The sequence below is a fragment of the Sulfurospirillum diekertiae genome (assembly GCF_002162315.1).
GTDB lineage: Bacteria > Campylobacterota > Campylobacteria > Campylobacterales > Sulfurospirillaceae > Sulfurospirillum.
Genome location: NZ_CP021416.1, coordinates 163,911 through 187,422 on the forward strand (window position 1 = coordinate 163,911; position 23,512 = coordinate 187,422).

Sequence of the window (23,512 nt, forward strand, 5' to 3'; positions counted from 1 at the left end):
GTTTGTGGCTCTTTTTGCGGCACGTCCAAAGATGCTCATTACGGGAATTATTGCTTCTTTACTTATTGCTACATCAATGGTTGCATCTTTTGTTTTATTGATCAATGTGAACACCTATGGCCCTTTACATGTAACGATGATGGACTGGATTGCAGCTGGTAATCTAGAGGTTCCTTTCGGCTTTGTTGTAGACGAAGTTTCCGTGATTATGATGGTGACTGTAACCTTGGTTTCAACCATTGTTCATGTTTATTCAATTGGCTATATGGATCATGACAAAAGTTTTAACCGTTTTTTCTCTTACCTGTCAGCCTTTGTTTTTTCAATGATGATTTTGGTTATGAGTGATAACTTTGTAGGTCTTTTTATCGGATGGGAAGGTGTGGGTCTTTGTTCATGGTTACTCATTGGTTTTTGGTACGAAAGGCACTCCGCTTCTTGGGCAGCTAATGAAGCATTTATTATGAACCGCATCGCCGATCTGGGAATGCTTATGGGGCTTTTCCTTATTTATTGGACTGTTGGCTCATTTCAATACGATGATGTTTTTGCGAGTGTCAAAACGATGGATCCGGTACTTCTTGCAACAATTGGATTGTTTTTATTCATTGGTGCAATGGGTAAATCAGCACAGTTTCCACTCCACACATGGCTTGCCGATGCTATGGAAGGTCCAACACCTGTTTCGGCATTGATTCATGCGGCAACAATGGTAACAGCAGGTGTTTATTTGGTTATTCGCTGTGGTGAAATGTATACATTGATTCCAGACGTTGGCTTTGCCATCGCATCTTTAGGCGCTTTCGTAGCGGTTTTTGCCGCTTCAATGGCATTGGTCAATAATGACCTTAAACGCATTATCGCTTACTCAACGCTTTCACAACTGGGGTATATGTTTGTAGCTGCAGGACTTGGCGCTTACTGGATTGCACTTTTCCATTTGATGACACACGCTTTCTTTAAATCGTTGCTCTTTTTAGGGGCAGGTAACGTTATGCACGCGATGCATGATGAGCTTAACATCAAAAAGATGGGTGGACTTTATGGCTCGATGAAAGCAACGGCTATCTTAATGAGTGTGGCTTCTGTAGCATTGGCAGGTATCTATCCGTTTGCAGGATTTTTTTCCAAAGATAAAATTTTGGAAGTTGCCTTCAATGAAGGTGCATACTTTTTATGGTTTGCGCTCTTTATAGGAGCGGGATTGACCGCCTTTTACAGTTTTCGTTTAGTCATGCTCGTTTTCTTTGGTGAGAAAGAGTACGTGAAATACGGATTACATCCGCATGATGCACAACCTTTTGTCATTTATGCGATGCTTCCATTAGGGCTTTTAGCCGTTGTTGCAGGATTTTTAGAGCATACCTTTGAAGGTTTTGTAACTCGCCTTTTAGCGCAGTATGAAATTCACATTGCACATGGAACGGAAGCTTTACTGATTGCTGGAACATTAGGCATTGCGATGAGTGGTATTGCCTTTGCGGTTTTTATGTACAAGCGGGGTGGTTTTCCAAAGTCATGGGAAGAGAGTGTAGGTTATAAGTTACTCAGTAATCAATACTACATTCCTAAACTATATGAACTTTACATTATGCGTCCTTTTACTTCTATTGCACGGTTTGCATGGTTGAAAATAGATACAAAGATTGTAGATTTCACAGTGGATTTAATTGCTAAAATAGTGTATTCAACAGGGCAAAATGCCCGGAAAATGCAAAGCGGAAATCTTTCTGATATGCTCAGATGGATGGTTGTAGGTATGGTTGTTTTACTTGCTCTTGCACTTTTTTTATAGACCAATGGCGTAGGGAGTAGGGCATGGAACATATTTTATCGCTTCTTGTATTTTTTCCAGCGATGGCAGGACTCTTAGGCTTTTTGGTCACAAAAGAGAGTATTAGGGCGTATGGCATTAGTGTGAGTGCCATTGAATTTTTTCTTTCCATCGTTTTATGGATTGGCTTTGATGGTTCAAACGCAGGCTATCAGTTTGTGGAGTATTACCCTTTTGTACCAAGTTTTGGTATGAGTTATTATCTTGGTGTGGATGGCATTTCGCTTTTCTTGATTATTTTATCAACGTTTATTACGATGATTGCATTCATAGCGCTAAGTATTAAAAATGAGATTAAGAATTTAATTATCTCCGTTCTTTTCTTAGAAATGACGATGGTTGGTGTTTTCGTAATCTTAGATGTTATTTGGTTTTATGCCTTTTGGGAGCTCTCATTAGTACCAATGCTCTATATTATTGGTGCATGGGGAAGTGTAAATCGTGTGTATGCTGCTATTAAGTTTTTCCTCTATACCTTTGCAGGTTCTGTTTTGATGCTGGTTGGCATCTTATATATGGGCTTTTTATACCACGAAGCAACAGGTATTTGGAGTTTTGCTCTTCCTGATTGGTATTTATTGCAAGTTCCATTTGAAACACAATTATGGCTCTTTGGAGCATTTTTCCTAGCCTTTGCAATTAAAGTACCTATGTTTCCATTTCATACGTGGTTACCCTACGCGCACGGTCAAGCTCCAACGATAGGCTCTATTATTCTAGCGGCGGTTCTTTTGAAAATGGGAAGTTACGGTTTTGTTCGCTTTTCACTTCCCCTTTTCCCAGATGCGTCGGCCTATTTTTTAATACCTGTGGCAACGATCTGTATCATTATGGTAATTTATGCTGCGATGATTGCCTATGCCCAAGAAGATATGAAACAAGTCATTGCATACAGTTCCATCTCACATATGGGCATCGTGATACTAGGAACATTTGCAATGAATGCAGAAGGTATTACTGGCTCCATTTTTCTGATGCTCAGCCACGGTATTGTGAGTGGTGCACTGTTTATGCTAGTAGGCGTTATTTATGATCGCCGCCATACAAAAATGATGCGTGATTTTGGTGGACTTGCGTCGGTAATGCCAAATTTTGCAACAATTTACGGCATTATGCTTATGGCTTCAGTAGGGCTTCCTTTGACAATTGGCTTTGTTGGCGAATTTTTATCCTTAGCAGGATTCTACCGTATCAATTGGATGATGACACTTTTTGCAGGAACGGGTATTATCTTAGGGGCTATTTATATGTTGGTTCTTTATAGAAAATCCTTTTTTGGTCCAGTGGTTCATGAAGAGAATAAAACGCTTAACGATCTAAATGGTAAAGAGCTTACGGCATTGATTCCTCTAGTAGCGCTTGTAGCAATTTTAGGTGTTTATCCAAAACCGGTTTTAAATGTCATTGATATGAGTGTACAAAAAATGCTTGTTTTAATGGAACAAAAAGCGGTGGAACAAACAACAAAAGATCTTATCATTAAAGCCAATACTATAGGAGGAACACACTAATGTTAGAGCCTATTTCGATTGATATGGCAAGCCTCAATCTCCCAGCACTTCTTCCTATGGCAATTTTAACGATAGGAGCCCTTGCCGTTATTTGTATTGATTTGGCGGTCAAAGGGTTAAACCGTAGTTTTTTAACAATGTTTACAATTCTTTTCATCATATTAGATTGTGGTGCCGTTCTTGGTTATAATGGACCAGCGCGTGGCTTTTTTGATGTAATGCTTGTCGATGGTATCTCCATTATTGCACAAGTGATTATTCTTGTTGCATCAGCTTTTTTCTTACCTCTTTCGCTTAGTCATCGACATTTTAAAGAATTTAGAATGGCAGAGTTTTATGCTCTCTTCATGTTTATGATTGTAGGTTTCCAATTTATGGTGGTAAGTGATAACCTTATATTGATTTTTATCGGTCTTGAAACTTCAAGCCTTGCTCTTTACACTTTGATAGCAATGCACAATCGTGCAAAAGTATTTGAGGCAGCTATTAAATATTTCACCATGGGAGCATTAGCCGCAAGTTTTTACGGTGTTTCAGCGCTTATCTTTTATGCCTTAACTGGCAGTGTTGAGATTAATCAAATTGAAAAAATTTTAATGCAAAGAGAGTTTGAACCACTTATTGGTGTCCTTGCAGCAACCGTGTTTATGTTAGGGGCGCTTGGATTTAAACTTTCCCTTGTGCCGTCCCATACATGGACACCCGATGTTTATGAAGGGAGCTCAGCTCCACTCGCAGGATATATGTCTGTTGTACCAAAAATTGCAGGTTTTGTTGTTGCTATACGTTTGTTTGAAATGCTGGTAAGCTCAGGCGTTGTTTGGTTAGAGAACATTTTATATATCACTGTTGTTTTAACAATGACACTTGCAAACTTGACAGCACTGGTGCAAGATGATGTCAAAAGAATGCTAGCATTTAGCTCTATTTCACATGCTGGATTTATGATGGCAGCGATTTTAATTGGTACGACTCAAGCCAATACAGCGCTCTTCTTATACTGGATTTTGTTTATGTTTACCAACTTGGGTGCATTTACAATGCTTTGGATTGTCAGACACCCTAAAAACCTTTGGGATGAGCGTTATCAACATCCGTATGCGAAGTTCTCAGGTTTGGTTAAAATCATGCCTACAACAGCAACGATAATGGGTATTTTTATGTTTGCTCTTGCGGGCATGCCTCCATTTTCTGTCTTTTGGGGTAAGCTTTATCTTATTAGTGCAGCCATTAACAGTGAGTATATTTCATTGGCCATTATTATTGTCCTTAATAGTGCTATTGCCATTTATTATTATATGAAGTTAGTCATCTATATGTTTTTAAAAGATCCAGATCCTGTTAGAGCTGATGCCGCACTTTATGCAACGAATGCCTCAACACCTCTTAAAGTTATTGTAGGTGTTGCCGCTATTATCACAATGTTTGCTATTGTATTTGTAGAACCTTTATTAATAATTATTACCAAATACGTTACTGCCAGCGGTTTTTAAATAAGGGGTGAAAATCCCCTTATTTTGCTATAATATAGGCATGAAATACATATTAATCTTCCTTTTAGCATCAGTACAACTTCTCGCCCTGGATATTGTTTTAAACAGTGGTAAAGAGAACAAATCAAATTATGCTATTTTACATGTAATCGATGCAAAGCCCTTTCTCTGCCAAACTATACCGGATGCTCTTGATAAAAAACACTATATTTGTAAAATAAGCCGACCTATTAATAAACCCATAGAATCAAAAAAAATGAAGCTTGCGGAACTTGATTTTTACGAGAAAGATGGTGACTTTTATATTACGATAGATCCTAAAGTTGATTCAAAATTAGTGCCTGTTGAAGAGAGCTTATACGATACCAGTGAAATTTTAAGTAAACCTACAGAAACATTATATTCCCACTGGACAATTTTATTGCAAGAAAAACCTTTATATCAAGAAAAAGAGGTTTTAGATGGACTGGATTTCCCTGTAGAATTTCCTAAATATCAAAAACCTTATATAGGGGCACTTGATCTTAATGGTGCACCTATTTCTTATGCGCAAAGTAAAGATATTCAACTTTATTTAGATATTAAGCAATCGTATGAGAGCGGTGATTATGACAGTGTTGTTAAAGATGTGAAACGTGTTTTAACACTATTTCCTAACTCCATTTTTCGCAGTGAATTAGAACTTTATCAGATGCGCTCTATGGACAAGGTCTTAAGTGCAAAGGGCGAAGATAAAACTGATACTTTATCCTTTAATGAAAATGACATTATTAATGTCGCGAAAAGGTGGAGTAAAGAGTTTGCTAGCGATGAAAATATTCCTGAAGTTTTAATGTTGATGACAAAAGCCTATTTGAAAACGAATTCGAAATCAGATGCAAATTATGCGCTTGATATTTTAGTAGGAGAACATTCCGATAGTCCTTTCACCAAACGTGCAATTTTACTGTATGCTGATAATCTTTTCCTTAAAAAAGAGAAAGATAAAGCGATGAAACTTTACTTAGATGTTCTCTTCAGCGCACAAGATTTAGACATTGCTTCAGAAGCAGCGATTCGTTTGAGTGACCACCAAATGGATGCGGGCAAAATGAAAGAAGCCAAAGAGTATTTGCTTAAAGTGCTCAATGTGAATGCCCAATATTTACTCAAAGATAAAGAGGCAAGTTATAAATTAGCACGAAGGCTTTTTGAACATCACCTTTATGATTTAGCGGCTAAGATTACAGATTTGTTGTTAGAAAATACCCCTAAAAAAGCAGATAATCGAGAGTTGCTTCTTAAAGAGAGTGGGGATTGGCATGCCAAAGCCAATGAAGTAGAAGTGGCTCATGCACGCTATCAAGAGTATTTGGCAGATTATAAGAATAGTGGTGAGTATGTTCAAGAGGTAACAGAGAGTTTGGATGAACTCTTTTTTAAACTGAATGAAAATAATGAAACAAAACTGGCTAATTATTATGATAAATTAATTGAGACGTATAACAATGAAATTGGGCAAAAAGCATTGTTAGAAAAAGCAAAATTACTGCTCAAACAAAAACGTTATGAAGAGGTATTAAAGTTACAAAAAGATCTTGAGAAGCTATCCGATCGTTATGAAATTAAACCTGAAGAGTTGATTTATGAAGCGGCAAAATCTCTTGCGTTGCAAGAGCTCCTCAAAGATGAGTGTCAAAATACAGTTGGACTTATAGAAGAGTATAAACTTCAACTCAATGAACCGCAATATGAAGAGAAATTGTTTCAATGTTTTATGCGTGTTTCACGTTATGATCGAGCCAAAGAGATTTCAGATACACATCTTAAAGATGCACAACTAATCAGTCGTTACGCATGGTCACAAAAACAGGTTCAAGTGCTTTTTAAAATGGGAAAATATCAAGATGCTCTTGCCTTCAAAGAAGATCTGAAAACACTTTCCTTTACATTGCGAGAAAAAATTGGGTTGGAGACAATTCGTGACCTCTTCTTCTCGTTGACAAAACTTAAAAATCTAGAAGGTGCAGCCTCACTTGCTGAGAGTATTAAAATTCTCTATCCTGATGAATCAAGCAATTTGGATATTTATTACGAAATTGTCAAAATGGCCAATGATGCTAAAAATGATCTTCTTCTTGTGACATATGCACAAACGAGTATTGAAATGCAAAAGAAGTTTAAATCCAATGCTCTTAGCCCAGAATTGGAGTTTATGTACATAGATGCACTCAAACGATTGGGACGCGACCAAGAAGCACTCACGCTTGCGGAAGGACTCTTGCCACAGTCTTTAGTCCCCAAGGATAAAATACGACTCTTCTATCAAGCAGGAGAGTTAAGTTTAAAATTACAAGATTCGAACAAAGCCAAATCTTACTTTACACAATGTGTCTCTATTAACGATAACAGCTCATGGAAGAATATCTGCCAACAAAATCTTGATCTCATACCATAAGAGAAGGTATTAAAAAAGGATTGATTTTATCTCGCAGAATGCATCCATGGAGTATTTCCCCCCCATTCTTCCAAGTCCTGATTGTTTCATACCACCGAAGGGAGGGGTTTTTGCTTTGGATGTAGCGGTATTGATCAAAACTCTTCCCGTTCGTATATGATTAGCAAATGCAAGTGCTTTGGTCTCATCGTTAGAGAAAACATACGCGGAAAGTCCAAAAATAGTATTATTGGCTATCTGGAGAGCTTCTTGCTCATTTTCATAAGGCAGAACACATAAGACAGGACCAAATATCTCTTCTTGAACGATTTTCAATGTCTCGTCGGTGCAGATAAAAACAGTTGGTTTGACAAAATACCCTTTCTGAAATCCTTCCGCTCTTCCAAGACCACCACACAGAAGTTTTGCACCATCTTCAATACCACTCTTGATGTAAGATTGCACGGTATTAAACTGTGTTTGATTGATCATAGGACCAATTTGTGTTTCTTCCTGTTTTGGGTTTCCAATTTTGAGCTTATGGATATTTTGAAGGAGTAAATTTTCCACTTCTTGAAGTTTTGATTTTGGAACTAACAGCCTACTTCCTGCATGGCAAGCTTGACCGCTATTGCTATAGGCACTGCTTAAAACCTGGGGGATAACTTCTTGTAAATTAGCATCTTCTAGGAGAATGGTTGGAGATTTTCCGCCTAGTTCAAGGGTCATTCGTTTAATAGTTTTAGAGCAGTTTTCAAAGATTTTTTTTCCTGTTTTCGTACTGCCAATAAATGAGATGGCATTTACAAGCGGATGTTTCGTTAAAACTTCACCTACAATCTCACCGGTTCCTTGGATAACATTGACAACGCCTTTGGGAATCTTAGCTTTATGTAAACACTCTAAAAACGCTTGTGTCTCTAGGGCATTAAATTCACTGGGTTTAATTACAAGTGTACAGCCAAGCGCAATTGCAGGAGCGATATTGCTACACAAGTGAGCGAGATTTGCATTCCAAGGAATAATAACACCAATAACCCCCACTCCTTCTTTGCGTGTCAAAGAGTAGGCATCTTTTTTGATAAAGTCATAATTTTTAAGTTCTTCTTTGATAACTAAAAAGAGATTGATCGCGTTTTTAGTTCGTCTACGTGTGGTTGTTATGGTTGCACCAAATTCTAAAACAGCTAAGTCAATCAATGTTTCTTCGTGTTTGATGAGTTCATCATGGATACGTTGTAAAATTTCCATTCGCTCATCAATTGATGTTTGTGAAAATGATTCAAATGTTTTGGAGGCACATTCAATGGCTTGATTCATTTCAGAGGGAGTGCTTAAAAATATTTGAGCAATTTCTTGCTCCGTCGTAGGGTTTTTGAGTGTTAAGTTCTCATTCGAATCAATGTTGATAAATTCACCATTGATGTAGTTGTGATTGATTATTTTCATTTATTTTACCTGTATGATTATGATATAAAATACGCTTCAATGGCATTAGAAAGATGCTTGATATCGCCTTGGGTATGGGGTGGAAATTGTGAAGCATTAAAGGTGCGTTGGCGTTTGGCTAGATGCAATGTATTAAAGGTGATGCGCTCTTCAAGCCCAGAAATTTTGAATCTACCATCAAAATAATCCAGTACCTCTTTAATCCCAATAGCTTTCATACATTGTGGTGCTCTTGTGTAACGTTTTTCTAAGCCAAAAACTTCATCAATGAGTCCTGCTTTGATCATCAGTGCTGTTCGTAAGGCAATCTTTTGAGCTAAACTTTCTTTGGGTATCTCTATCTCATATAAAGCAATATCTTTAATAATGGGCTCTTGTTTAGCATTTAAAAGGTAGAGTGAAGGTATTTCCTTTGTGGTTAAAAATATTTCTAGCCATTTTTCAATACGGTAGCGATCACTGGAGGAAATTTTGTTTGCGTAAGCCCGGTCATACTCAAGTATCAAAGCATACGAAGCTTCTAAATCTAATAGATGCTGGTCAATTTTTTCTTTTACATGTAAAGATATTTCAGGTTTTAAACTGAGTCCATCCATCATGGCTTTGAGATAAAACCCTGTACCACCTACGATAATAAGGTTTTTTCCCTCTCGCAAAGAAGCTTCATGTGCCTCTTTGTAAAGATCAAAAAACATGGTTACATCAAAATGCTCACTAGGAGATAGGACATCCATGCCATAATGATGAACTCCTTGGCGTTCATCAAGGCTTGGTTTAGCAGAAGCAATATCAATTTCTTGGTAAATACTCAGAGAATCAAGCGATAAAATATGTGCGTTATATTTCAGAGCAAATTCTATGGAAAGAGCAGTTTTACCTGAAGCTGTTGGTCCTAAAATAGCGATGGTTTTCAATGAGTTTCTCTTACATGTAGTCTTGGCACAACTAGTACTTTTACGCTTTTTAGCGGTGCTGTGTGTGCAATTATAACACTTTTAAAGGGTTTTGTTGTAAAATCAAGCTATCTTAAATGTAAAGGTTAGTATTGCAACAACTCTGGCTCAAACTCAAAGATATTAGTGATTTAATCGTCTTTAAACACTCCGTTTTTGCACTCCCATTTATTTTTGTGGCGATGATCGTCTCTTCCAAGGCACAGAGTGGTACTCTATGGTTTGGATTTAAACTTTTAATTTTAGGGCTTTTAGCCGCTGTCAGTGCACGTAATTTTGCGATGGCTTTTAACCGTTATGCCGATCGTGATATTGATAAATACAACCCAAGAACGGCGAGTCGCCCAAGTGTTGATGGCAGAATCGGTAGCCTTAATATGCAACTTTTTATTGCACTCAATGCTGCAATTTTTATTGCGGTAGCGTACCTGATCAATAATCTGGCTTTCTATCTTAGTGTGCCTATTTTGATTATTTTGGGTGGTTATTCGCTCTTTAAACGTTTTTCGCCTTATGCGCATTTGGTGTTAGGTCTTTCGTTAGGGTTAGCCCCTATTGCAGGTGTGGTAGCAATTCAAGAATCTATCCCTTTATGGTCCATTTTGCTCTCTATTGGCGTGATGTATTGGGTAGCAGGGTTTGACCTTCTCTATTCGCTTCAAGATATGGAGTATGATACAGCCAATGGACTTTTCTCTATTCCTTCACGTTTTGGTAAAGAGGCGACCTTTTTTATCTCACGTCTTTTTCATGGACAAACGATTCTCTTTTGGTTCTTATTTGCACTCAGTGCCAATCTTGGTTTTTTTGCGTATCTCGGTGTTTTGATCGCTGCGATTGTACTCTTTTTTGAGCATCGTATTGTGCTGAAAGATTTTTCAAAAATTGATCGTGCGTTTTTTTACGCTGAATGGTTATTTGGGCATCATCTTTTTGCATTTGTCTTTTTAGATAGGATTTAAGATGGAAGACATTCGCTTTGTACCTGCATTTTTAAAAATAGTGTACGAGCTAGGTAACGTCGAAAATACAGCGTTTATGCAAGAGTATTACACTCTTTTACAGCTGAATGATGACCCTTTGGGTCTTTGGCTTAAATCCTCTAAAGTGCGTAAGGAATCGGAACAAAGTGATCAAGTTTTGCTCACACTTTTGGTTGAGTTACATCGTAAAATTGATAAATTAACCCACTTAATTACCAGTGACGCACCTTTGCATCTACCGCTTGCCTTAGAAGGCAATTTGAAGGCAATTGGACATGGATACATTGAATTTGATAGTAATGTATTAAAACCGGATGAAAGTTATTATGCAAGAATTGATATGCCGACGTTTCCGAAACGGCAAATGCCTCTCTTTTTTGAAGCATTAAATGAGAGTATTGGGAAGATTGTAATGATGCATGAAGATGATGAAAAGGATTGGAGCACTTATATGGTGGCATGCGAGCGTGTGATGATACGCCAGATGAAAGGAAATCAAAATGAGTATTGAAACATTGGCTTTTATTGCACTAGCGGCTCTTGTCGTGATCATTTTTTTTAATGGTGTATATTCGCGATGTTGAGGTCAATAAAAAGTTGCTCATTTATGAAAAAAGCATTGAAGAATTGAACTACCAAAATCATGTCCTCAATAAAACATTAGGTGAATTAACTTCTGCTGCAAAAGAGCCTGCTGTAGATGTGAAAGCACTTGAAAGCAAGATATTGGGACGTGTAAAAGAAGAGATTCAGCAAAGTGTTTTTCCTCTGGTTGGATCGCTTAAGGATGTTGAAAAAATTATGCAAAATTTTCGGGATGAACAGAGTTCTCGTATTGATCGTTTGGAGAGTCGAACGAAAGAGATGAGTTTTGCTTCTTCTTCACCTTCAAGTTCCAATGAAAAAGTGATCGTTTCGCAATATGCAAAAGGTAGAAGTGAAGCTGAAATTGCTAAAGATTTGCGTATTGGTATTGGCGAAGTGGATTTAGTCCTAAAATTGGCTAATTTGAAATAGTGCTCTTGCAAAACTCAAACGCTTTACATGTAAAGCCGTTTGAGTGACTTATTTTCTCGTAGAACGACACTCTGAAGCGGATTCTTGAATCATTTGATCTAGTAATCCAAAGAGCGTTGTACTGGCATTTTCCATCTTTTTAAAATTATTGATAAAGAATGCAATAGTATCGGCATTGTAACCATTTTGAAGGTGTTGTATATTTTCAGCAACGCATTCATGCACAGTTTTATGTGGTTCAGCAAGTAAGGTATACGCTTTGGTACTATGAAAACGCTCTTTTGTTATATCTTCTTGATACCATTTCCCCAGTCTACAATTTTCATGATTCGCAAAATTGGCATCTGTTTTTTCATTCAATACAGCAGAGTACGCATTGGTTTTATAAACGATGTGATCGATTTTGGCAAGAATAGTAAAGATTTTATTTTCAAGTTTATAAGAGATATCCGCAGTATCATTTGCATCTTTGTTGAAGGCACGAAGCGCATCTTCAAAATGAATAACATTTTCACCGCTACTGTTGGCAATCGTGCTAATGCGATCAGAATTAGAGTGAATACCATTCGTCTCTTGTTGTAAGGTTTGAATGGTCATGGCAATTTCTTGTGTTGCTTTTTGGGTACGTTCTGCTAATTTGCGTACTTCATCGGCAACAACGGCAAATCCACGTCCATGTTCACCCGCGCGCGCAGCTTCAATAGCTGCATTAAGTGCTAAAAGATTGGTTTGGTCGGCAATGTCTTTAATAAGGTTGACTACAGAAGATATTTCTGAAGTGCGTTCGCTGAGCGACGTAATAGCTTCATTGGTACTAGTGAGAAGCTCTAAAAGCTCCTGAATCCCTGATGAGAGTGCTGAAACTGTATCTAAGCTATCATTTGATTTTTCAGCTGTCATATTTGAAACTTTGGTAATTTGCGTCATCTCTTTTATGCTATTAGAAAGGTCTTGCTGAATGCTTAAAACACTGTTGTTTCCATTTCCAAGGTCTGAAAATGCTGAAGAGAGAACACCTCTTGCTTTACCTTTTTGCCCTTCTATAATGCCTTTAACACCTTCTGAAATGTAGTGTGCATTGATGGCAAAAAGGCCACGGAAGCCTTCATTAAAGATATTGCGATAAGTTTTACCTTGACTGGCAGATTCGATGGCTGTTTTAGTTTCTCTCATCAAGGCTTCCATCTGATCAAGAAGGTCATTAATTTCTAAAGCAATTTTGCCCATGGGTTTATTGGGATCGACATTAACAACACGAGGTTCTAAATTACCATGAGCTGCCTCACGAATGACTTTCAAAGTTTTTTCATAGAGTTCAGTATCACATTCCATTCTCTTTCGACTTCCAAAAAAAGAACCTGCCGCAACACCAAATAGAAGTGATGATGTGACAATACCTTCTGTAGCATTCGCATAATAAGTTCCTATTCCAATACCAAGAAGTAGAGCAAAAAGAACCAGTTTATAATCGTTGCAACGTGTTAGAAAATTCTTCATAACTGACTCCTTTTTGATTTAATAGATCGGTGAGATAGGCAGAAGAAGCTTCCATGCTACCTGTCTTTTCAAGCTCTAATAATTTGGCATACAGCGGTTCAATAACTTGAAGTGCTTTAGGATTGGCTTTTCGTCTTACCGAGTAATAGCCAATAATACTTCCTGATTGATCGATTGAGGCCGTTATGTTTGCATAGACCCAATAATGCCCCCCGTCAAAGCTTAGATTTTTGACATAGGCAAAAATTTCTTCTTTATTTTTGACTTTATCCCATAAAAGTTTGAAAATAATACGAGGCATATCGGGATGGCGGATGATATTATGCGGTTTACCAAGAATATCTTGTTCGCTCGCACCTACGATTTTGATAAAAGGTTCATTGCAGTAAGTTATTTTTCCGTGAGTATCTGTTTTAGAAACCAAAAACGCATCAGCACCTACATTATGTTCCTTGTTATTGGGGATAGGCTTTTGCATACCTAAACTCCTTTGAGAGGTTTCTTAAGATAATGTAAGATAATTTTATCCCAATACTTTTTATAAATAGCTTCAAAGTGACATTTTATGTATAATGCTTCAACGACTTAATAAATTGAGGAAAAAAAATGCTTGTAGATGGATTTGGAAGGAATGTAACATACCTTAGGGTTTCAGTAACCGAACGATGTAATTTTAGATGTCAATATTGTATGCCTGAAAAACCTTTTTCGTGGGTACCTAAAGAGAATTTATTGAATTTTGAAGAGCTATTTCTATTTGTAAAAGTTGCTATTGATGAGGGAATAACCAAAATTCGTATTACAGGAGGAGAACCTCTTTTAAGAACGGATTTGGATAAATTCATTGCGATGATCAATAATCATAAAAGTGGACTTGATCTTGCCCTTACGACAAATGGCTTTTTACTCAAAGAGGCTGCTTCTAAACTTAAAAAAGCGGGGCTTCAGCGTGTTAACATCTCGCTTGATAGCCTTAAAGCAGATGTCGCTGCAAAAATGGCACAAAAAGATGTCTTAGCTAAAGTGCAAGCAGGAATTGAAGAAGCGCTCAAGGTAGGACTTAAAGTAAAAATTAATATGGTTCCTATCAAAGGAATTAATGCGGATGAAGTTTTAGATGTCTTGGAGTATGCCAAAGCACGGGGAATGTCGATTCGTTTTATAGAATATATGGAGAATACGCATGCCAAAGAGAAACTTCAAGGACTTAGCGGTCAAGAAGTACAAGATATTATTGCTACAAAATATCACTTTAAAGCGATCGGACGCGTAGGGCCTAGCCCTGCGCACCTATTTGAGTTGGATGATGGTTACATCTTTGGTATCATTGATCCCCACAAACATGATTTTTGCGAGGATTGCAATCGTATTCGCCTGACTGCAGAGGGTATGCTTATTCCTTGTCTCTATTTTGATGAAGCTATGAGTATCAAAGATGCTGTCCATAAGGGTGATGTTGCTGGTGCAGCTGAGATTTTAAAAGAGGTATTACGTAATAAGCCTGAAAAAAATAAGTGGAGCGATGATGATCAAAATGAGACATCAACGCGCGCTTTTTACGAAACAGGTGGATGAGTAAAATAGAAGAAGGGAATCTCTCTTCCCTCTTCAATGCTCTCTTGATCTTCCATAAGGGTATAACCATTGCATTGGCTCAGGATATTGAGCCTTCCTGCCTCATAATAAGGGGCACATACAAAGTTTCTCCCATCGCTGTATCCTGGTATGGCACTCATACAATTATCTTTACATGTAACACGTTTTTGATTGATGCAAGTAATAAAATCAGGAATAATGCACAGTTGATGTTGCAATTGTCTCAGGAGTGGAACTCCTAGCATCTCAAAACCGAGCATACATCCAAGGGGCAGACCCGGAAGATGTAAAATAGGTTTGTTCTCAAGTAAAGAGAGTGCACTAGGTTTTGCTGGAGCAATGCGTACATGATGGAAAAGCGGTGTTAGTGTCTTTGTCTCCAATAAATAACGCATTGCATCATGCCGGCTCATCGCTCCAGTCGTAATCACACAGTCTGATTTTTGAACGAGTGCCTTTAATCTTTCTAAAATTTTTGTTTCATTTTCCTCACAAATTTCAATTTCATCCACTTTCCCACCCAGTTCAATAATCCTTGCTGCTAAACTCATCGCATTTGAGTTGTGAATTTCACCCGAGGCGAGTTGATTGCCTATGCTTAAGATGCTAACAGTCGTTTTTTGGAATGTTTTGATTTGAGTGATACCTTGTGAAGAGAGAGCAGTAATTTTTTGGGCACTAACACGTTCACATTTTTTAAGCAATAATTCACCTTTGGCGATGTCTTCACCCTCTTTTTTGATGTGCTGTGTTTGCGTTACATGTAAAGGAATTTTGATGCAATTTTCTTGCTCCAACACGACATCTTCTTCCGCAATAATGGTATCAGCTCCTTCAGGAATTCTCTCTCCGGTGGATAAACTCACTCCATAACCCAAAGGAATAGGGTTTGGATAGGGAGGTGAGAGTAGGGTATAAACTGTTTTATCCACAGAAAAAGCGATACCATAACCCTCTTTAAGACTCATTGGATATTTGGGAAGTGCAAATTTAGCATAAACATCGGCACTTGCAATACGATTAATTGCCTTAAGAAGAGGCAATGTTTTGTTTACATGTAAAGGTTTGATGTGCGTCTGAATAATCTTTAGCGCTTCTTGATAAGAAATAGGCATTTATGAACCTTGTGATTTATGGGGAATATTATACTAAGAATGATAGAATTTTAGATTATTTTTGTGAAGGATTTTTCATCATGGATGAACTAATAAGACTATCAATCCAACTGCATTTGCTTTTCATCATTCTTTTAGTGGTATTAATTGGATTAAATATTTATCTTTTAAAAAGTGACAAAACATTTCTCAAACTTTCAAAAAGGCTTGAATTAATTGCCCCTCAATATTACATTGTACTCTCAGCTATTTTCTTTACGGGTATTATTGTGATGGCAGTCCAACAGTTTAACTTCTCTTTTTCTGTATGGATTATGATTTTAGTGTGGCTTCTTATCGTTGCTTTTGGTATCAGAGGGCATAAACTTTATAAAAAAATTGAGCGAACAGAAGAGTCTCAAAGTGCCTATAAGCACTATGCCATCAAAAAATATAGCATAGATTTACTTGCTGTCATTGCGATAAGTATCCTTTTTTACATGGTACATTAAAATGCAATTTGTTTACCATCCCAATGCAGGTATTCAAACACTGAGTGTTGATGTAAGAGAGTATGAGCACATCTTTAAAGTACGGCGTATGAGTGTAGGCGAGAAGCTTCAGTGGCGCAATTTGGAAGATGTATTTCTTTATGAATATGAAATTTCGAAGATAGGCAAAAAAGAAGCAGAACTTGATCTGATAGGTAAAAAAGAGTTACCACTTTTACCTTCAAAAATTTTACATGTAGGATGGAGTATCATCGATCCCAAGATTATTGAAAAGACGCTTCCAATGCTCAATGAACTGGGAGTTTCTAAGATTAGTTTTGTCTACGCCGAATTTTCGCAAAAAAGTCACAAGCTTGATTTGGAGCGCATGAAACGAATTTTGATTAACTCATCCCAACAATGTGGACGCAGTTTACTGATGCAAATTGAAGTGCTTCCAACGCTACAAGACTATATAAAGGCATACCCTCAGAGCCATATCTTAGATTTTTCAGAAATAAAACTGAATGAGACTGAAAAAATTTCTTCCATCTTGATCGGACCAGAGGGCGGTTTGAGTCAAAAAGAGCGAATGTTACTTCAAAATCAGTCAATTGTGGGTCTTACATGTAACACAATTTTACGAAGTGAAACGGCTGTTGTCGCTGCGGCTTCCAAAATATTGGCATGACTTGAAATAATGAATCTTTTGTGCTATAATTTGCACCCTTTGGCAAGCTGTGCCAAATAATAGATTTTATTTTTATGAATAATTAAGGAAAAACATTATGAAAAAAGATATTCATCCTGAATATGTACCATGCGTTGTAACTTGTGCATGTGGAAATAGTTTTGAAACTATGTCTAACAAAGCCGAGTTAAGAATTGATATTTGTAGTTCATGCCACCCATTCTTCACGGGCAGTGAGAAGATAGTGGATGCTGCAGGTAGAGTTGAGAAATTTAAGAAAAAATATAGCTTAAAATAGTTCTTAAAACCATTGATCTATTTCATTCCTACCCCCATAGGAAACTTAGACGACATCTCCGTTAGAAGCCTTAAACTTTTAGCGGAGTGTAAAACATTGTTCTGCGAAGACACCCGAATCACTAAAAGACTTCTTTCTCTTCTGGCTCAAAAACATAACCTTGAATTTCAAATTAAAAACTTTATTTCCATGCATTCACATAACGAAGATACTGTTTTATCCACTATTGATAAAAAAATATTTGAAGAGACTGTGGGGTATCTTAGCGATGCAGGAATGCCTGGCATTAGTGATCCAGGGGCTGCTCTAGTGCGCTTTTGCCAAAACAATGCACTCTCCTATGAAATTCTTCCAGGAGCGAATGCAGCCTTACTCGCATATGTTACAAGTGGTATTGAAACGCATCAGTTCTTGTTTTATGGCTTTTTGTCCCACAAAGGCATGGACCGCCAAAATGAGCTGTTTGAAGCACTCAATTCTCCTTATGCTGTTATTGTGTATGAATCTCCACATCGTATTGAAAAACTTTTTGAAGAGTTAGCACAGTTTGCACCTAATCGTCAAATATTTGCGATTAAAGAGGCAACGAAATTGTACGAAAAACGTTTTTTAGGAACAGCTCTTGAAGTGCAAGAAACATCCAAAAAAGCCAATCTCAAGGGAGAATGGGTGATTGTCATTGCACCTGAAATTCACCAAGGTGGTGAAGCCATCACTAAAGAAGATTTGATTGATCTCGACTTACCTCCTAAACAAAAGGCAAAACTCCTTTCGAAACTGACAGGCGAGAGTATTAAAGAGTGGTACACGAAACTTCAAAATTAATAGCTCTATTTTGTTACATGGAATCTCCTAAAAATCGTGTTTTATAGTAAAACTAGTATTATTTTAAGCCAGTTTGGATACAATATTTGCCATGATAATCTATGGAAAACAACTCTTTTTACATCTGTTAAATCACTATCCTTCAAGGATCGAGACGGTATTCTTACCCAAGAAGTGTGACCCTAAGCTTTTTTCACAAATTGCGCGTGTCACACAAAATATCTGTACGATTGATGAGCGAAAAGCACAAGCCTTGTGTCATGGTGGAAACCATCAAGGTTTTATTGCGGAGATTAAAGATCTTGAACTTGTTCCGTTTAACGAAATCAAGCAAGGCTCTTTTTTGGTGATTTTAGACGAAGTAACGGATGTAGGCAATATTGGTGCTATTGTCCGTAGTGCCTATGCGTTTGGAGCAGACGGTTTAATTTTAAGCGGTATGAAAACCTGTAACTTGGAGGCAATTTTACGTACGAGTAGTGCCGCAGCATTTGAATTACCGATTGCATTATGCCCTTCCACACGTGATATGCTCAACGAACTGAAACAGATAGGGTTCACACTCTATGGCGCAGACATGGGTGGTGTAGATGTTAAAGAAGTGACTTTCGCACCTAAACGTGTTTTGATTATGGGAAGCGAAGGAAAGGGTTTATCGCCTAAAGTAAAAGAGCGATTAGATACAGTAGTTTCAATCAAAATGGCAAGAGCATTTGACTCTTTAAATGTGAGTGCAGCAGCTGCTGTACTGTGTGATAGGATTGCCAATGGATAATGATATCAGGGTCTTAGAAAAAATTGGTTTGCAAGAGGTTTGTAAAAGAACCCACATTGAAGTCAAGCAACTAGAGTATATGATCAACAATCAATATGACAAACTCAATAAAATTAACACATTAGGTTTTGTGAAAATTCTTTCTCGTGAGTATAAGCTTGATTTAACCGATTGGCTTGAAGGATTTTACGATTACTGGGCTGCACATAAAGCGGAAGATGAGTCTCACAAAGAGAAAATATTTATTCATGTTAAAAGTGATCGACCTTATAAAAAAGGAGCATGGATTTTTTTAGTCTTGGTTTTAATATCAGGAATTTTTGCTCTTTTCTCAATTTTTAAAATAGATATTAATTTTGACATTATGAATCTTCTTGATAAAACAAAAGTAGAAACTAATCAAACCAGTGCTTTCCAAAGTACTCCAGTCGTACAAGCAACGGCCACTTCTTTGGGTGTTAAGGTGGAAGAACGCGTTGTTGATACCAATAGTAGTAACAGCACGACAGAAGCCGTTGTTGTGAGTATTGATGAAAACTTGACTCGTAAAACAGAAGCTAATGATACGAATAGTACGGGTTCTTCGCCCCTACCAACACTGATTGAAAGCAACACAACGTTGGTGAAAGATATCCCTAAAAACAGTGCAATTATGATTCCAACTAAGCGTATTTGGGTTGGTTTTGTGAATCTTGAGACCTTTACACGTAAAGAGAGCACAAGTGATCAAAATATCACTATTGATTTAACAAAACGTCAAATTATCAAAACGGGGAATGGCTTTTTTAAACTCTCTTACGATGGGAGTGTGGAAGACTTTACCGAACAAGGATCAACGCGTTTTTTAGTTGAAGAGGGAACAATGAAAAAGATTTCCGAAGAAAAATTTATAGAGCTTAATCGAGGCAAAAATTGGTGAAAAAGCTACTTCTTATCCTAACCCTTTCGCTCTCTTTATTTGGCGCACAGACACTTCAAGACAAAATCAAAAGTTTTGTAGGCCCCACTAAATATGAAACGCAAAAGAATTTAATTCAAGTTCTTTTTGCACAAAGTGGTAATTTTACAAAGCCTAATGGCGAAGTTGACAGTGTAAAAGTGATCTCTGTTCTGAAAAAAAATGGCTTATTACAGCTTTTATACGATAAACCTATTCAATTACGATTGGCTTTTCGTACACAAAGCGATCCACTTATTTTTCTTAAAATAATCAATGAGTCCCTCGAAGCAATGGGTTATAACTATTTTTTAACCAATAATGCATTGCGCGATAGTGCTGGGTTTGTTTGGGAAATTTATCTTCAAACGGAACATATTGTTGATCCTGAATCTTTCGCAGGGGCCCTTGTGGCTAGAGGATGCAACATAACGAATATCGTAAAAAATGATGATAATTACTGGTTTTATGACATTGATTCAAGTAATGCTTACTTAGGGGCAAAAAAACTAGAAAGTGGTGTAACAACGCCACTAGGAAAACCTTTAAAGCCTTATTGGATTGATGTTAGAAATCTCAAAGAGATTACAGTAACGGTTCATTCAGGGGATAGATGGTTTCCAGATGTAGTCTTTTTTGATGAAAATTTGCATCTTTTAAGTGATGTAAAATCTGAAGAATCGACACGAACGCTTAAGCTAAAAGTTCCTAGTAACGCAGCTTATTTAAAGATGAGTGATGCTTTTATGCTTGAAAATATAAAGCATGGATTATCTTTACATGTAAAAGAGTAAAAGAGGAGAAAAAATGTTTGATGAAATTAGATTTAATACAATTGATAGATTACCAGGATATGTTTTTGCCGAAATTAATGAATTAAAATTAGCAGCTCGTCATGCAGGTGATGATATTATTGACTTTTCAATGGGTAATCCTGATGGAAGGACTCCACAACATATTATTGATAAGCTCGTTGAGTCAGCGCAAAAAGATGGCACACATGGTTATTCTGTGAGTAAAGGTATTTATAAACTTCGTCTTGCTATTTGTAATTGGTACTTACGTAAATATGGTGTTACTTTAGATCCAAATACGGAAGCAGTTGCAACATTAGGCAGTAAAGAGGGTTTTGTGCACTTAGCACAAGCGATTATGAATCCAGGTGACGTTGCGGTTGTACCAGATCCTGCTTATCCAATCCATGCCTATGCATTTATGATTGCAGGTGGTAATGTTCATAAATTTGGAATAGATTATAATGAAAAATATGAACTTGACAAAGTACAATTTTTTACAAAATTGAAAAAAGTATTTAAAGAATCAGCACCTAAACCGAAATTTGTGGTTGTTAACTTTCCCCATAATCCAACCTGTGTAACAACCGATGTCGCTTTTTACGAAGAATTAGTTGCATATGCTAAAGAGGAACGTTTTTACATTATCAGTGATATTGCCTATGCAGATCTCTCTTTTGATGGGTATGAGACGCCTTCTATCTTCCAAGTAGAAGGTGCTAAAGATGTTGCTGTTGAGTGCTACACGCTCTCAAAAAGTTATAATATGGCAGGTTGGCGTGTTGGCTTTGTAGTCGGTAATAAAAAACTTGTGGGAGCCCTTCAAAAAATCAAATCATGGTTCGATTACGGTATGTTTACTCCAATTCAAGTCGCCTCAACCGTTGCACTTGATGGTCCGCAAGAGTGCGTCGATGAAATCAGAGAAACCTATCATAAACGTCGTGATATTTTGGTCGAGAGCTTTAACAATGCAGGGTGGCCAATGGAAAAACCAAAATCAACGATGTTTGTATGGGCAAAAATTCCTAAAGTAGCAGCACATTTGGGAAGTATGGAGTTTGCTAAACAGCTATTGCAAGAAGCAAAAATCGCGGTAAGTCCAGGCATTGGCTTCGGTGAGAGTGGTGAAGGGTATGTCAGAATTGCACTCATTGAGAATGAAAATAGAATACGCCAAGCAGCACGTAATATTAAGAAGTATTTGAAGAGTTTAGAAGGTTAGCGAATGATCAAAGTTGGAATTATTGGTGTAGGAACGGTTGGTAGCCACGTTATTAAAATTTTACAAGAAAATGAAGATATTATCACTGCACGAAGTGGCAAGAAAATTGTTCCTATTATGGGTGTCGTAAAAGATATAACCAAAAAAAGGGATGTTAACATCCCTTTAAGTAGTGATGTTAATGATATTTTAGAAAACCCTGACGTTGATATTGTGGTCGAATTGATGGGTGGTGTGGATGAAGCTTATAAAATTGTAACGCATGCTCTCAAAAATAAAAAAGCGGTTGTGACGGCAAATAAAGCTCTTTTGGCGTACCACCGCTATGAACTACGTGATCTTGCAGGTACTATACCTATTGGCTACGAAGCAAGTGTTGCGGGTGGAATTCCTATCATTAAAGCGCTTCGTGAAGGTTTAAGTGCCAACCATATTGAAGCGATTAAAGGCATCATGAATGGTACATGTAATTTCATTTTGACCAAAATGATGAATGAAAAAGCAGAATTTGCGGATGTTTTAAAAGAGGCTCAAGCGCTGGGATATGCTGAAGCCGATCCAACGTTTGATGTTGGAGGATTTGATGCTGCCCATAAGCTACTCATTTTAGCGAGTATTGCCTATGGAATTGATGTGAAGCCTGAAGAGATTTTGATCGAAGGAATCGAACATATCAATAGTGAAGATATCTATTTTGCAAAAGAGTTTGGCTATAACATTAAATTGCTTGCCATTGCTAAAAAAAGTGGTGATAAAGTTGAACTTCGTGTACATCCAGCATTGGTATCTATCAAGCAGATGATTGCCAAAGTTGATGGTGTCATGAATGGCATTAGCGTCATTGGAGATCGTGTAGGTGAGACAATGTATTATGGACCAGGTGCTGGCGGAAGTGCAACTGCAAGTGCTGTTGTTTCTGACCTCATTGATATTGCGAGGCATACACAAAATTCGCCAATGCTAGGCTTTATTAAACCACTTGAAAAAAGTGGTTTAACATTGATGAATAAAGATGAAATTTATACACAATATTATATTCGAGTAACAGTAGTAGATAGAATTGGCGTTCTTTCTAAGATTTCTGAAATTTTGGGAAAACATTCTATTTCAATTAGTAGTTTTTTACAAAAACAAGATGCTCATAAAAAAGAGAGTGCTGTATTACTCTTTTCGACCCATATCTGTAAAGAAAAAGATATTCAAAAAGCAATTCAGGAACTAAGTGAATTATCATTTGTTGAATTAAAACCCGCAATGATACGCATCGAGTCTTAATGGGTTTGCAAGAAGGATTAGAGGCTGAAAACAAGGCCTCATTCTTTCTAGAAAAAGAGGGGTACACGCTTCTTGCACGAAATTTTCATTCAAAATTTGGTGAGATTGATATCATTGCGTTAAAAGACAACATTCTCCATTTCTGTGAAGTTAAATTTTCGGAAAAATACGATCCTATTTTAAGAATAACTGCCACAAAAATGGCAAAAATCATTAAAACAATTAATTACTATTTATTGCTGCATCCCAATTCATATGATTATCAAATTGATGCTATTCTCGTTACACCAGAAAAAATAGAAATAATAAAAAATATTAGTTACTAAAAAAATAACTTTAACTGCTATGGTAATTTTAA

22 protein-coding genes and 1 pseudogene are annotated in these 23,512 nt (G+C 37.1%); 18 read left to right on the top strand and 5 right to left on the bottom strand.

From position 1 onward, the window contains the following. Positions 1-4: 4 nt before the first annotated feature. The 4 genes from nuoL to Sdiek1_RS00920 are packed head-to-tail and all read left to right on the top strand — an operon-like array spanning position 5 to position 7,275. Positions 5-1,795: an NADH-quinone oxidoreductase subunit L gene (gene nuoL, locus Sdiek1_RS00905; protein ID WP_238099244.1), complete on the top strand. Its 1,791-nt coding sequence runs from the start codon at positions 5-7 to the stop codon at positions 1,793-1,795. A 23-nt stretch (positions 1,796-1,818) separates the two neighbouring features. Beyond that, positions 1,819-3,345: an NADH-quinone oxidoreductase subunit M gene (locus Sdiek1_RS00910; RefSeq protein ID WP_087437472.1), complete on the top strand. Its 1,527-nt coding sequence runs from the start codon at positions 1,819-1,821 to the stop codon at positions 3,343-3,345. Next, positions 3,345-4,838 (top strand): NADH-quinone oxidoreductase subunit NuoN, encoded by a 1,494-nt coding sequence (nuoN, locus tag Sdiek1_RS00915; protein WP_087437473.1) that lies wholly within the window; start codon positions 3,345-3,347, stop codon positions 4,836-4,838. Before Sdiek1_RS00910 ends, nuoN begins: the two co-directional genes overlap by 1 nt. 40 nt (positions 4,839-4,878) lie before the next feature. Further along, positions 4,879-7,275, top strand: a complete 2,397-nt coding sequence (locus tag Sdiek1_RS00920; protein WP_087437474.1) for a DUF7494 domain-containing protein — start codon at positions 4,879-4,881, stop codon at positions 7,273-7,275. A 9-nt stretch (positions 7,276-7,284) separates the two neighbouring features. On the opposite strand, the gene Sdiek1_RS00925 is transcribed toward Sdiek1_RS00920, so the two are convergent. After that, on the bottom strand, positions 7,285-8,703 hold the full coding sequence (locus tag Sdiek1_RS00925) for an aldehyde dehydrogenase family protein (RefSeq protein WP_087437475.1): 1,419 nt from the start codon (positions 8,701-8,703) through the stop codon (positions 7,285-7,287). A gap of 17 nt (positions 8,704-8,720) precedes the next feature. After that, complete coding sequence (miaA, locus tag Sdiek1_RS00930) at positions 8,721-9,617, bottom strand: tRNA (adenosine(37)-N6)-dimethylallyltransferase MiaA (protein ID WP_087437476.1); 897 nt, start codon at positions 9,615-9,617, stop codon at positions 8,721-8,723. A gap of 131 nt (positions 9,618-9,748) precedes the next feature. On the opposite strand from miaA, the pseudogene mqnP reads away from it, so the two are divergent. The 3 genes and pseudogenes from mqnP to Sdiek1_RS00945 all read left to right on the top strand — a co-directional run bounded on the left by mqnP (position 9,749) and on the right by Sdiek1_RS00945 (position 11,656). Next, positions 9,749-10,607 (top strand): annotated as a pseudogene (gene mqnP, locus Sdiek1_RS00935) (menaquinone biosynthesis prenyltransferase MqnP). A gap of 12 nt (positions 10,608-10,619) precedes the next feature. After that, positions 10,620-11,150, top strand: a complete 531-nt coding sequence (locus Sdiek1_RS00940) for a hypothetical protein (protein WP_087437478.1) — start codon at positions 10,620-10,622, stop codon at positions 11,148-11,150. Positions 11,151-11,266: 116 nt separating this feature from the next. After that, a complete protein-coding gene (locus Sdiek1_RS00945; protein ID WP_238099076.1) occupies positions 11,267-11,656 on the top strand; it encodes a DUF6115 domain-containing protein in 390 nt (129 codons plus the stop codon). A gap of 48 nt (positions 11,657-11,704) precedes the next feature. Here Sdiek1_RS00945 and Sdiek1_RS00950 read toward each other — a convergent pair whose 3' ends face one another. Then, on the bottom strand, positions 11,705-13,153 hold the full coding sequence (locus Sdiek1_RS00950; RefSeq protein ID WP_087437479.1) for a methyl-accepting chemotaxis protein: 1,449 nt from the start codon (positions 13,151-13,153) through the stop codon (positions 11,705-11,707). After that, on the bottom strand, positions 13,119-13,631 hold the full coding sequence (locus tag Sdiek1_RS00955; RefSeq protein ID WP_192866756.1) for a PAS domain-containing protein: 513 nt from the start codon (positions 13,629-13,631) through the stop codon (positions 13,119-13,121). Before Sdiek1_RS00955 ends, Sdiek1_RS00950 begins: the two co-directional genes overlap by 35 nt. A 128-nt stretch (positions 13,632-13,759) precedes the next feature. Between Sdiek1_RS00955 and moaA the strand changes: the two genes are divergently transcribed. Then, positions 13,760-14,728: a GTP 3',8-cyclase MoaA gene (moaA, locus tag Sdiek1_RS00960; RefSeq protein WP_087437480.1), complete on the top strand. Its 969-nt coding sequence runs from the start codon at positions 13,760-13,762 to the stop codon at positions 14,726-14,728. Here moaA and Sdiek1_RS00965 read toward each other — a convergent pair. Beyond that, on the bottom strand, positions 14,710-15,864 hold the full coding sequence (locus tag Sdiek1_RS00965) for a molybdopterin molybdotransferase MoeA (RefSeq protein WP_087437481.1): 1,155 nt from the start codon (positions 15,862-15,864) through the stop codon (positions 14,710-14,712). The genes moaA and Sdiek1_RS00965 overlap by 19 nt on opposite strands. Positions 15,865-15,944: 80 nt before the next feature. Between Sdiek1_RS00965 and Sdiek1_RS00970 the strand changes: the two genes are divergently transcribed. The 10 genes from Sdiek1_RS00970 to Sdiek1_RS01015 all read left to right on the top strand — a co-directional run bounded on the left by Sdiek1_RS00970 (position 15,945) and on the right by Sdiek1_RS01015 (position 23,480). Next, complete coding sequence (locus Sdiek1_RS00970) at positions 15,945-16,355, top strand: hypothetical protein (protein WP_087437482.1); 411 nt, start codon at positions 15,945-15,947, stop codon at positions 16,353-16,355. Position 16,356: 1 nt separating this feature from the next. Beyond that, complete coding sequence (locus tag Sdiek1_RS00975; protein WP_087437483.1) at positions 16,357-17,025, top strand: 16S rRNA (uracil(1498)-N(3))-methyltransferase; 669 nt, start codon at positions 16,357-16,359, stop codon at positions 17,023-17,025. Between the two features lie 97 nt (positions 17,026-17,122). After that, complete coding sequence (gene rpmE / locus Sdiek1_RS00980) at positions 17,123-17,323, top strand: 50S ribosomal protein L31 (protein ID WP_025343427.1); 201 nt, start codon at positions 17,123-17,125, stop codon at positions 17,321-17,323. 12 nt (positions 17,324-17,335) lie between these two features. Beyond that, the gene (rsmI, locus tag Sdiek1_RS00985) at positions 17,336-18,148 is read left to right on the top strand and encodes a 16S rRNA (cytidine(1402)-2'-O)-methyltransferase (RefSeq protein ID WP_087437484.1); all 813 of its coding nucleotides are present in this window, start codon (positions 17,336-17,338) and stop codon (positions 18,146-18,148) included. 91 nt (positions 18,149-18,239) lie between these two features. After that, the gene (gene rlmB / locus Sdiek1_RS00990; RefSeq protein WP_087437485.1) at positions 18,240-18,923 is read left to right on the top strand and encodes a 23S rRNA (guanosine(2251)-2'-O)-methyltransferase RlmB; all 684 of its coding nucleotides are present in this window, start codon (positions 18,240-18,242) and stop codon (positions 18,921-18,923) included. Further along, complete coding sequence (locus tag Sdiek1_RS00995; protein ID WP_087437486.1) at positions 18,916-19,842, top strand: hypothetical protein; 927 nt, start codon at positions 18,916-18,918, stop codon at positions 19,840-19,842. Before rlmB ends, Sdiek1_RS00995 begins: the two co-directional genes overlap by 8 nt. Further along, the gene (locus tag Sdiek1_RS01000) at positions 19,839-20,654 is read left to right on the top strand and encodes a hypothetical protein (protein WP_087437487.1); all 816 of its coding nucleotides are present in this window, start codon (positions 19,839-19,841) and stop codon (positions 20,652-20,654) included. Before Sdiek1_RS00995 ends, Sdiek1_RS01000 begins: the two co-directional genes overlap by 4 nt. 13 nt (positions 20,655-20,667) lie before the next feature. Beyond that, the gene (locus tag Sdiek1_RS01005; protein WP_087437488.1) at positions 20,668-21,879 is read left to right on the top strand and encodes an LL-diaminopimelate aminotransferase; all 1,212 of its coding nucleotides are present in this window, start codon (positions 20,668-20,670) and stop codon (positions 21,877-21,879) included. Between the two features lie 3 nt (positions 21,880-21,882). Beyond that, entirely contained in the window at positions 21,883-23,154 is a 1,272-nt protein-coding gene (locus Sdiek1_RS01010; protein WP_087437489.1) for a homoserine dehydrogenase, read from the top strand. Continuing rightward, positions 23,154-23,480 carry a YraN family protein gene (locus tag Sdiek1_RS01015; protein WP_087437490.1) on the top strand — a complete coding sequence of 109 codons (327 nt, stop codon included), beginning with the start codon at positions 23,154-23,156 and terminating at the stop codon, positions 23,478-23,480. The genes Sdiek1_RS01010 and Sdiek1_RS01015 overlap by 1 nt, the downstream gene beginning before the upstream one ends. Positions 23,481-23,512 lie beyond the last annotated feature (32 nt).

Excerpts from the sequence above, each read along its gene's own strand:
- moaA (WP_087437480.1), top strand. The coding sequence starts at position 13,760 with ATGCTTGTAGATGGATTTGGAAGGAATGTAACATACCTTAGGGTTTCA.
- Sdiek1_RS00910 (WP_087437472.1), top strand. The coding sequence starts at position 1,819 with ATGGAACATATTTTATCGCTTCTTGTATTTTTTCCAGCGATGGCAGGA.
- Sdiek1_RS01005 (WP_087437488.1), top strand. The coding sequence starts at position 20,668 with ATGTTTGATGAAATTAGATTTAATACAATTGATAGATTACCAGGATAT.
- Sdiek1_RS00970 (WP_087437482.1), top strand. The coding sequence starts at position 15,945 with ATGGATGAACTAATAAGACTATCAATCCAACTGCATTTGCTTTTCATC.
- rpmE (WP_025343427.1), top strand. The coding sequence starts at position 17,123 with ATGAAAAAAGATATTCATCCTGAATATGTACCATGCGTTGTAACTTGT.
- Sdiek1_RS00975 (WP_087437483.1), top strand. The coding sequence starts at position 16,357 with ATGCAATTTGTTTACCATCCCAATGCAGGTATTCAAACACTGAGTGTT.
- Sdiek1_RS00950 (WP_087437479.1), bottom strand. The coding sequence starts at position 13,153 with ATGAAGAATTTTCTAACACGTTGCAACGATTATAAACTGGTTCTTTTT.
- Sdiek1_RS00995 (WP_087437486.1), top strand. The coding sequence starts at position 18,916 with ATGGATAATGATATCAGGGTCTTAGAAAAAATTGGTTTGCAAGAGGTT.
- Sdiek1_RS00955 (WP_192866756.1), bottom strand. The coding sequence starts at position 13,631 with ATGCAAAAGCCTATCCCCAATAACAAGGAACATAATGTAGGTGCTGAT.
- Sdiek1_RS00965 (WP_087437481.1), bottom strand. The coding sequence starts at position 15,864 with ATGCCTATTTCTTATCAAGAAGCGCTAAAGATTATTCAGACGCACATC.
- rlmB (WP_087437485.1), top strand. The coding sequence starts at position 18,240 with ATGATAATCTATGGAAAACAACTCTTTTTACATCTGTTAAATCACTAT.
- Sdiek1_RS00940 (WP_087437478.1), top strand. The coding sequence starts at position 10,620 with ATGGAAGACATTCGCTTTGTACCTGCATTTTTAAAAATAGTGTACGAG.
- nuoN (WP_087437473.1), top strand. The coding sequence starts at position 3,345 with ATGTTAGAGCCTATTTCGATTGATATGGCAAGCCTCAATCTCCCAGCA.
- Sdiek1_RS01010 (WP_087437489.1), top strand. The coding sequence starts at position 21,883 with ATGATCAAAGTTGGAATTATTGGTGTAGGAACGGTTGGTAGCCACGTT.
- Sdiek1_RS00920 (WP_087437474.1), top strand. The coding sequence starts at position 4,879 with ATGAAATACATATTAATCTTCCTTTTAGCATCAGTACAACTTCTCGCC.
- Sdiek1_RS01015 (WP_087437490.1), top strand. The coding sequence starts at position 23,154 with ATGGGTTTGCAAGAAGGATTAGAGGCTGAAAACAAGGCCTCATTCTTT.
- Sdiek1_RS00925 (WP_087437475.1), bottom strand. The coding sequence starts at position 8,703 with ATGAAAATAATCAATCACAACTACATCAATGGTGAATTTATCAACATT.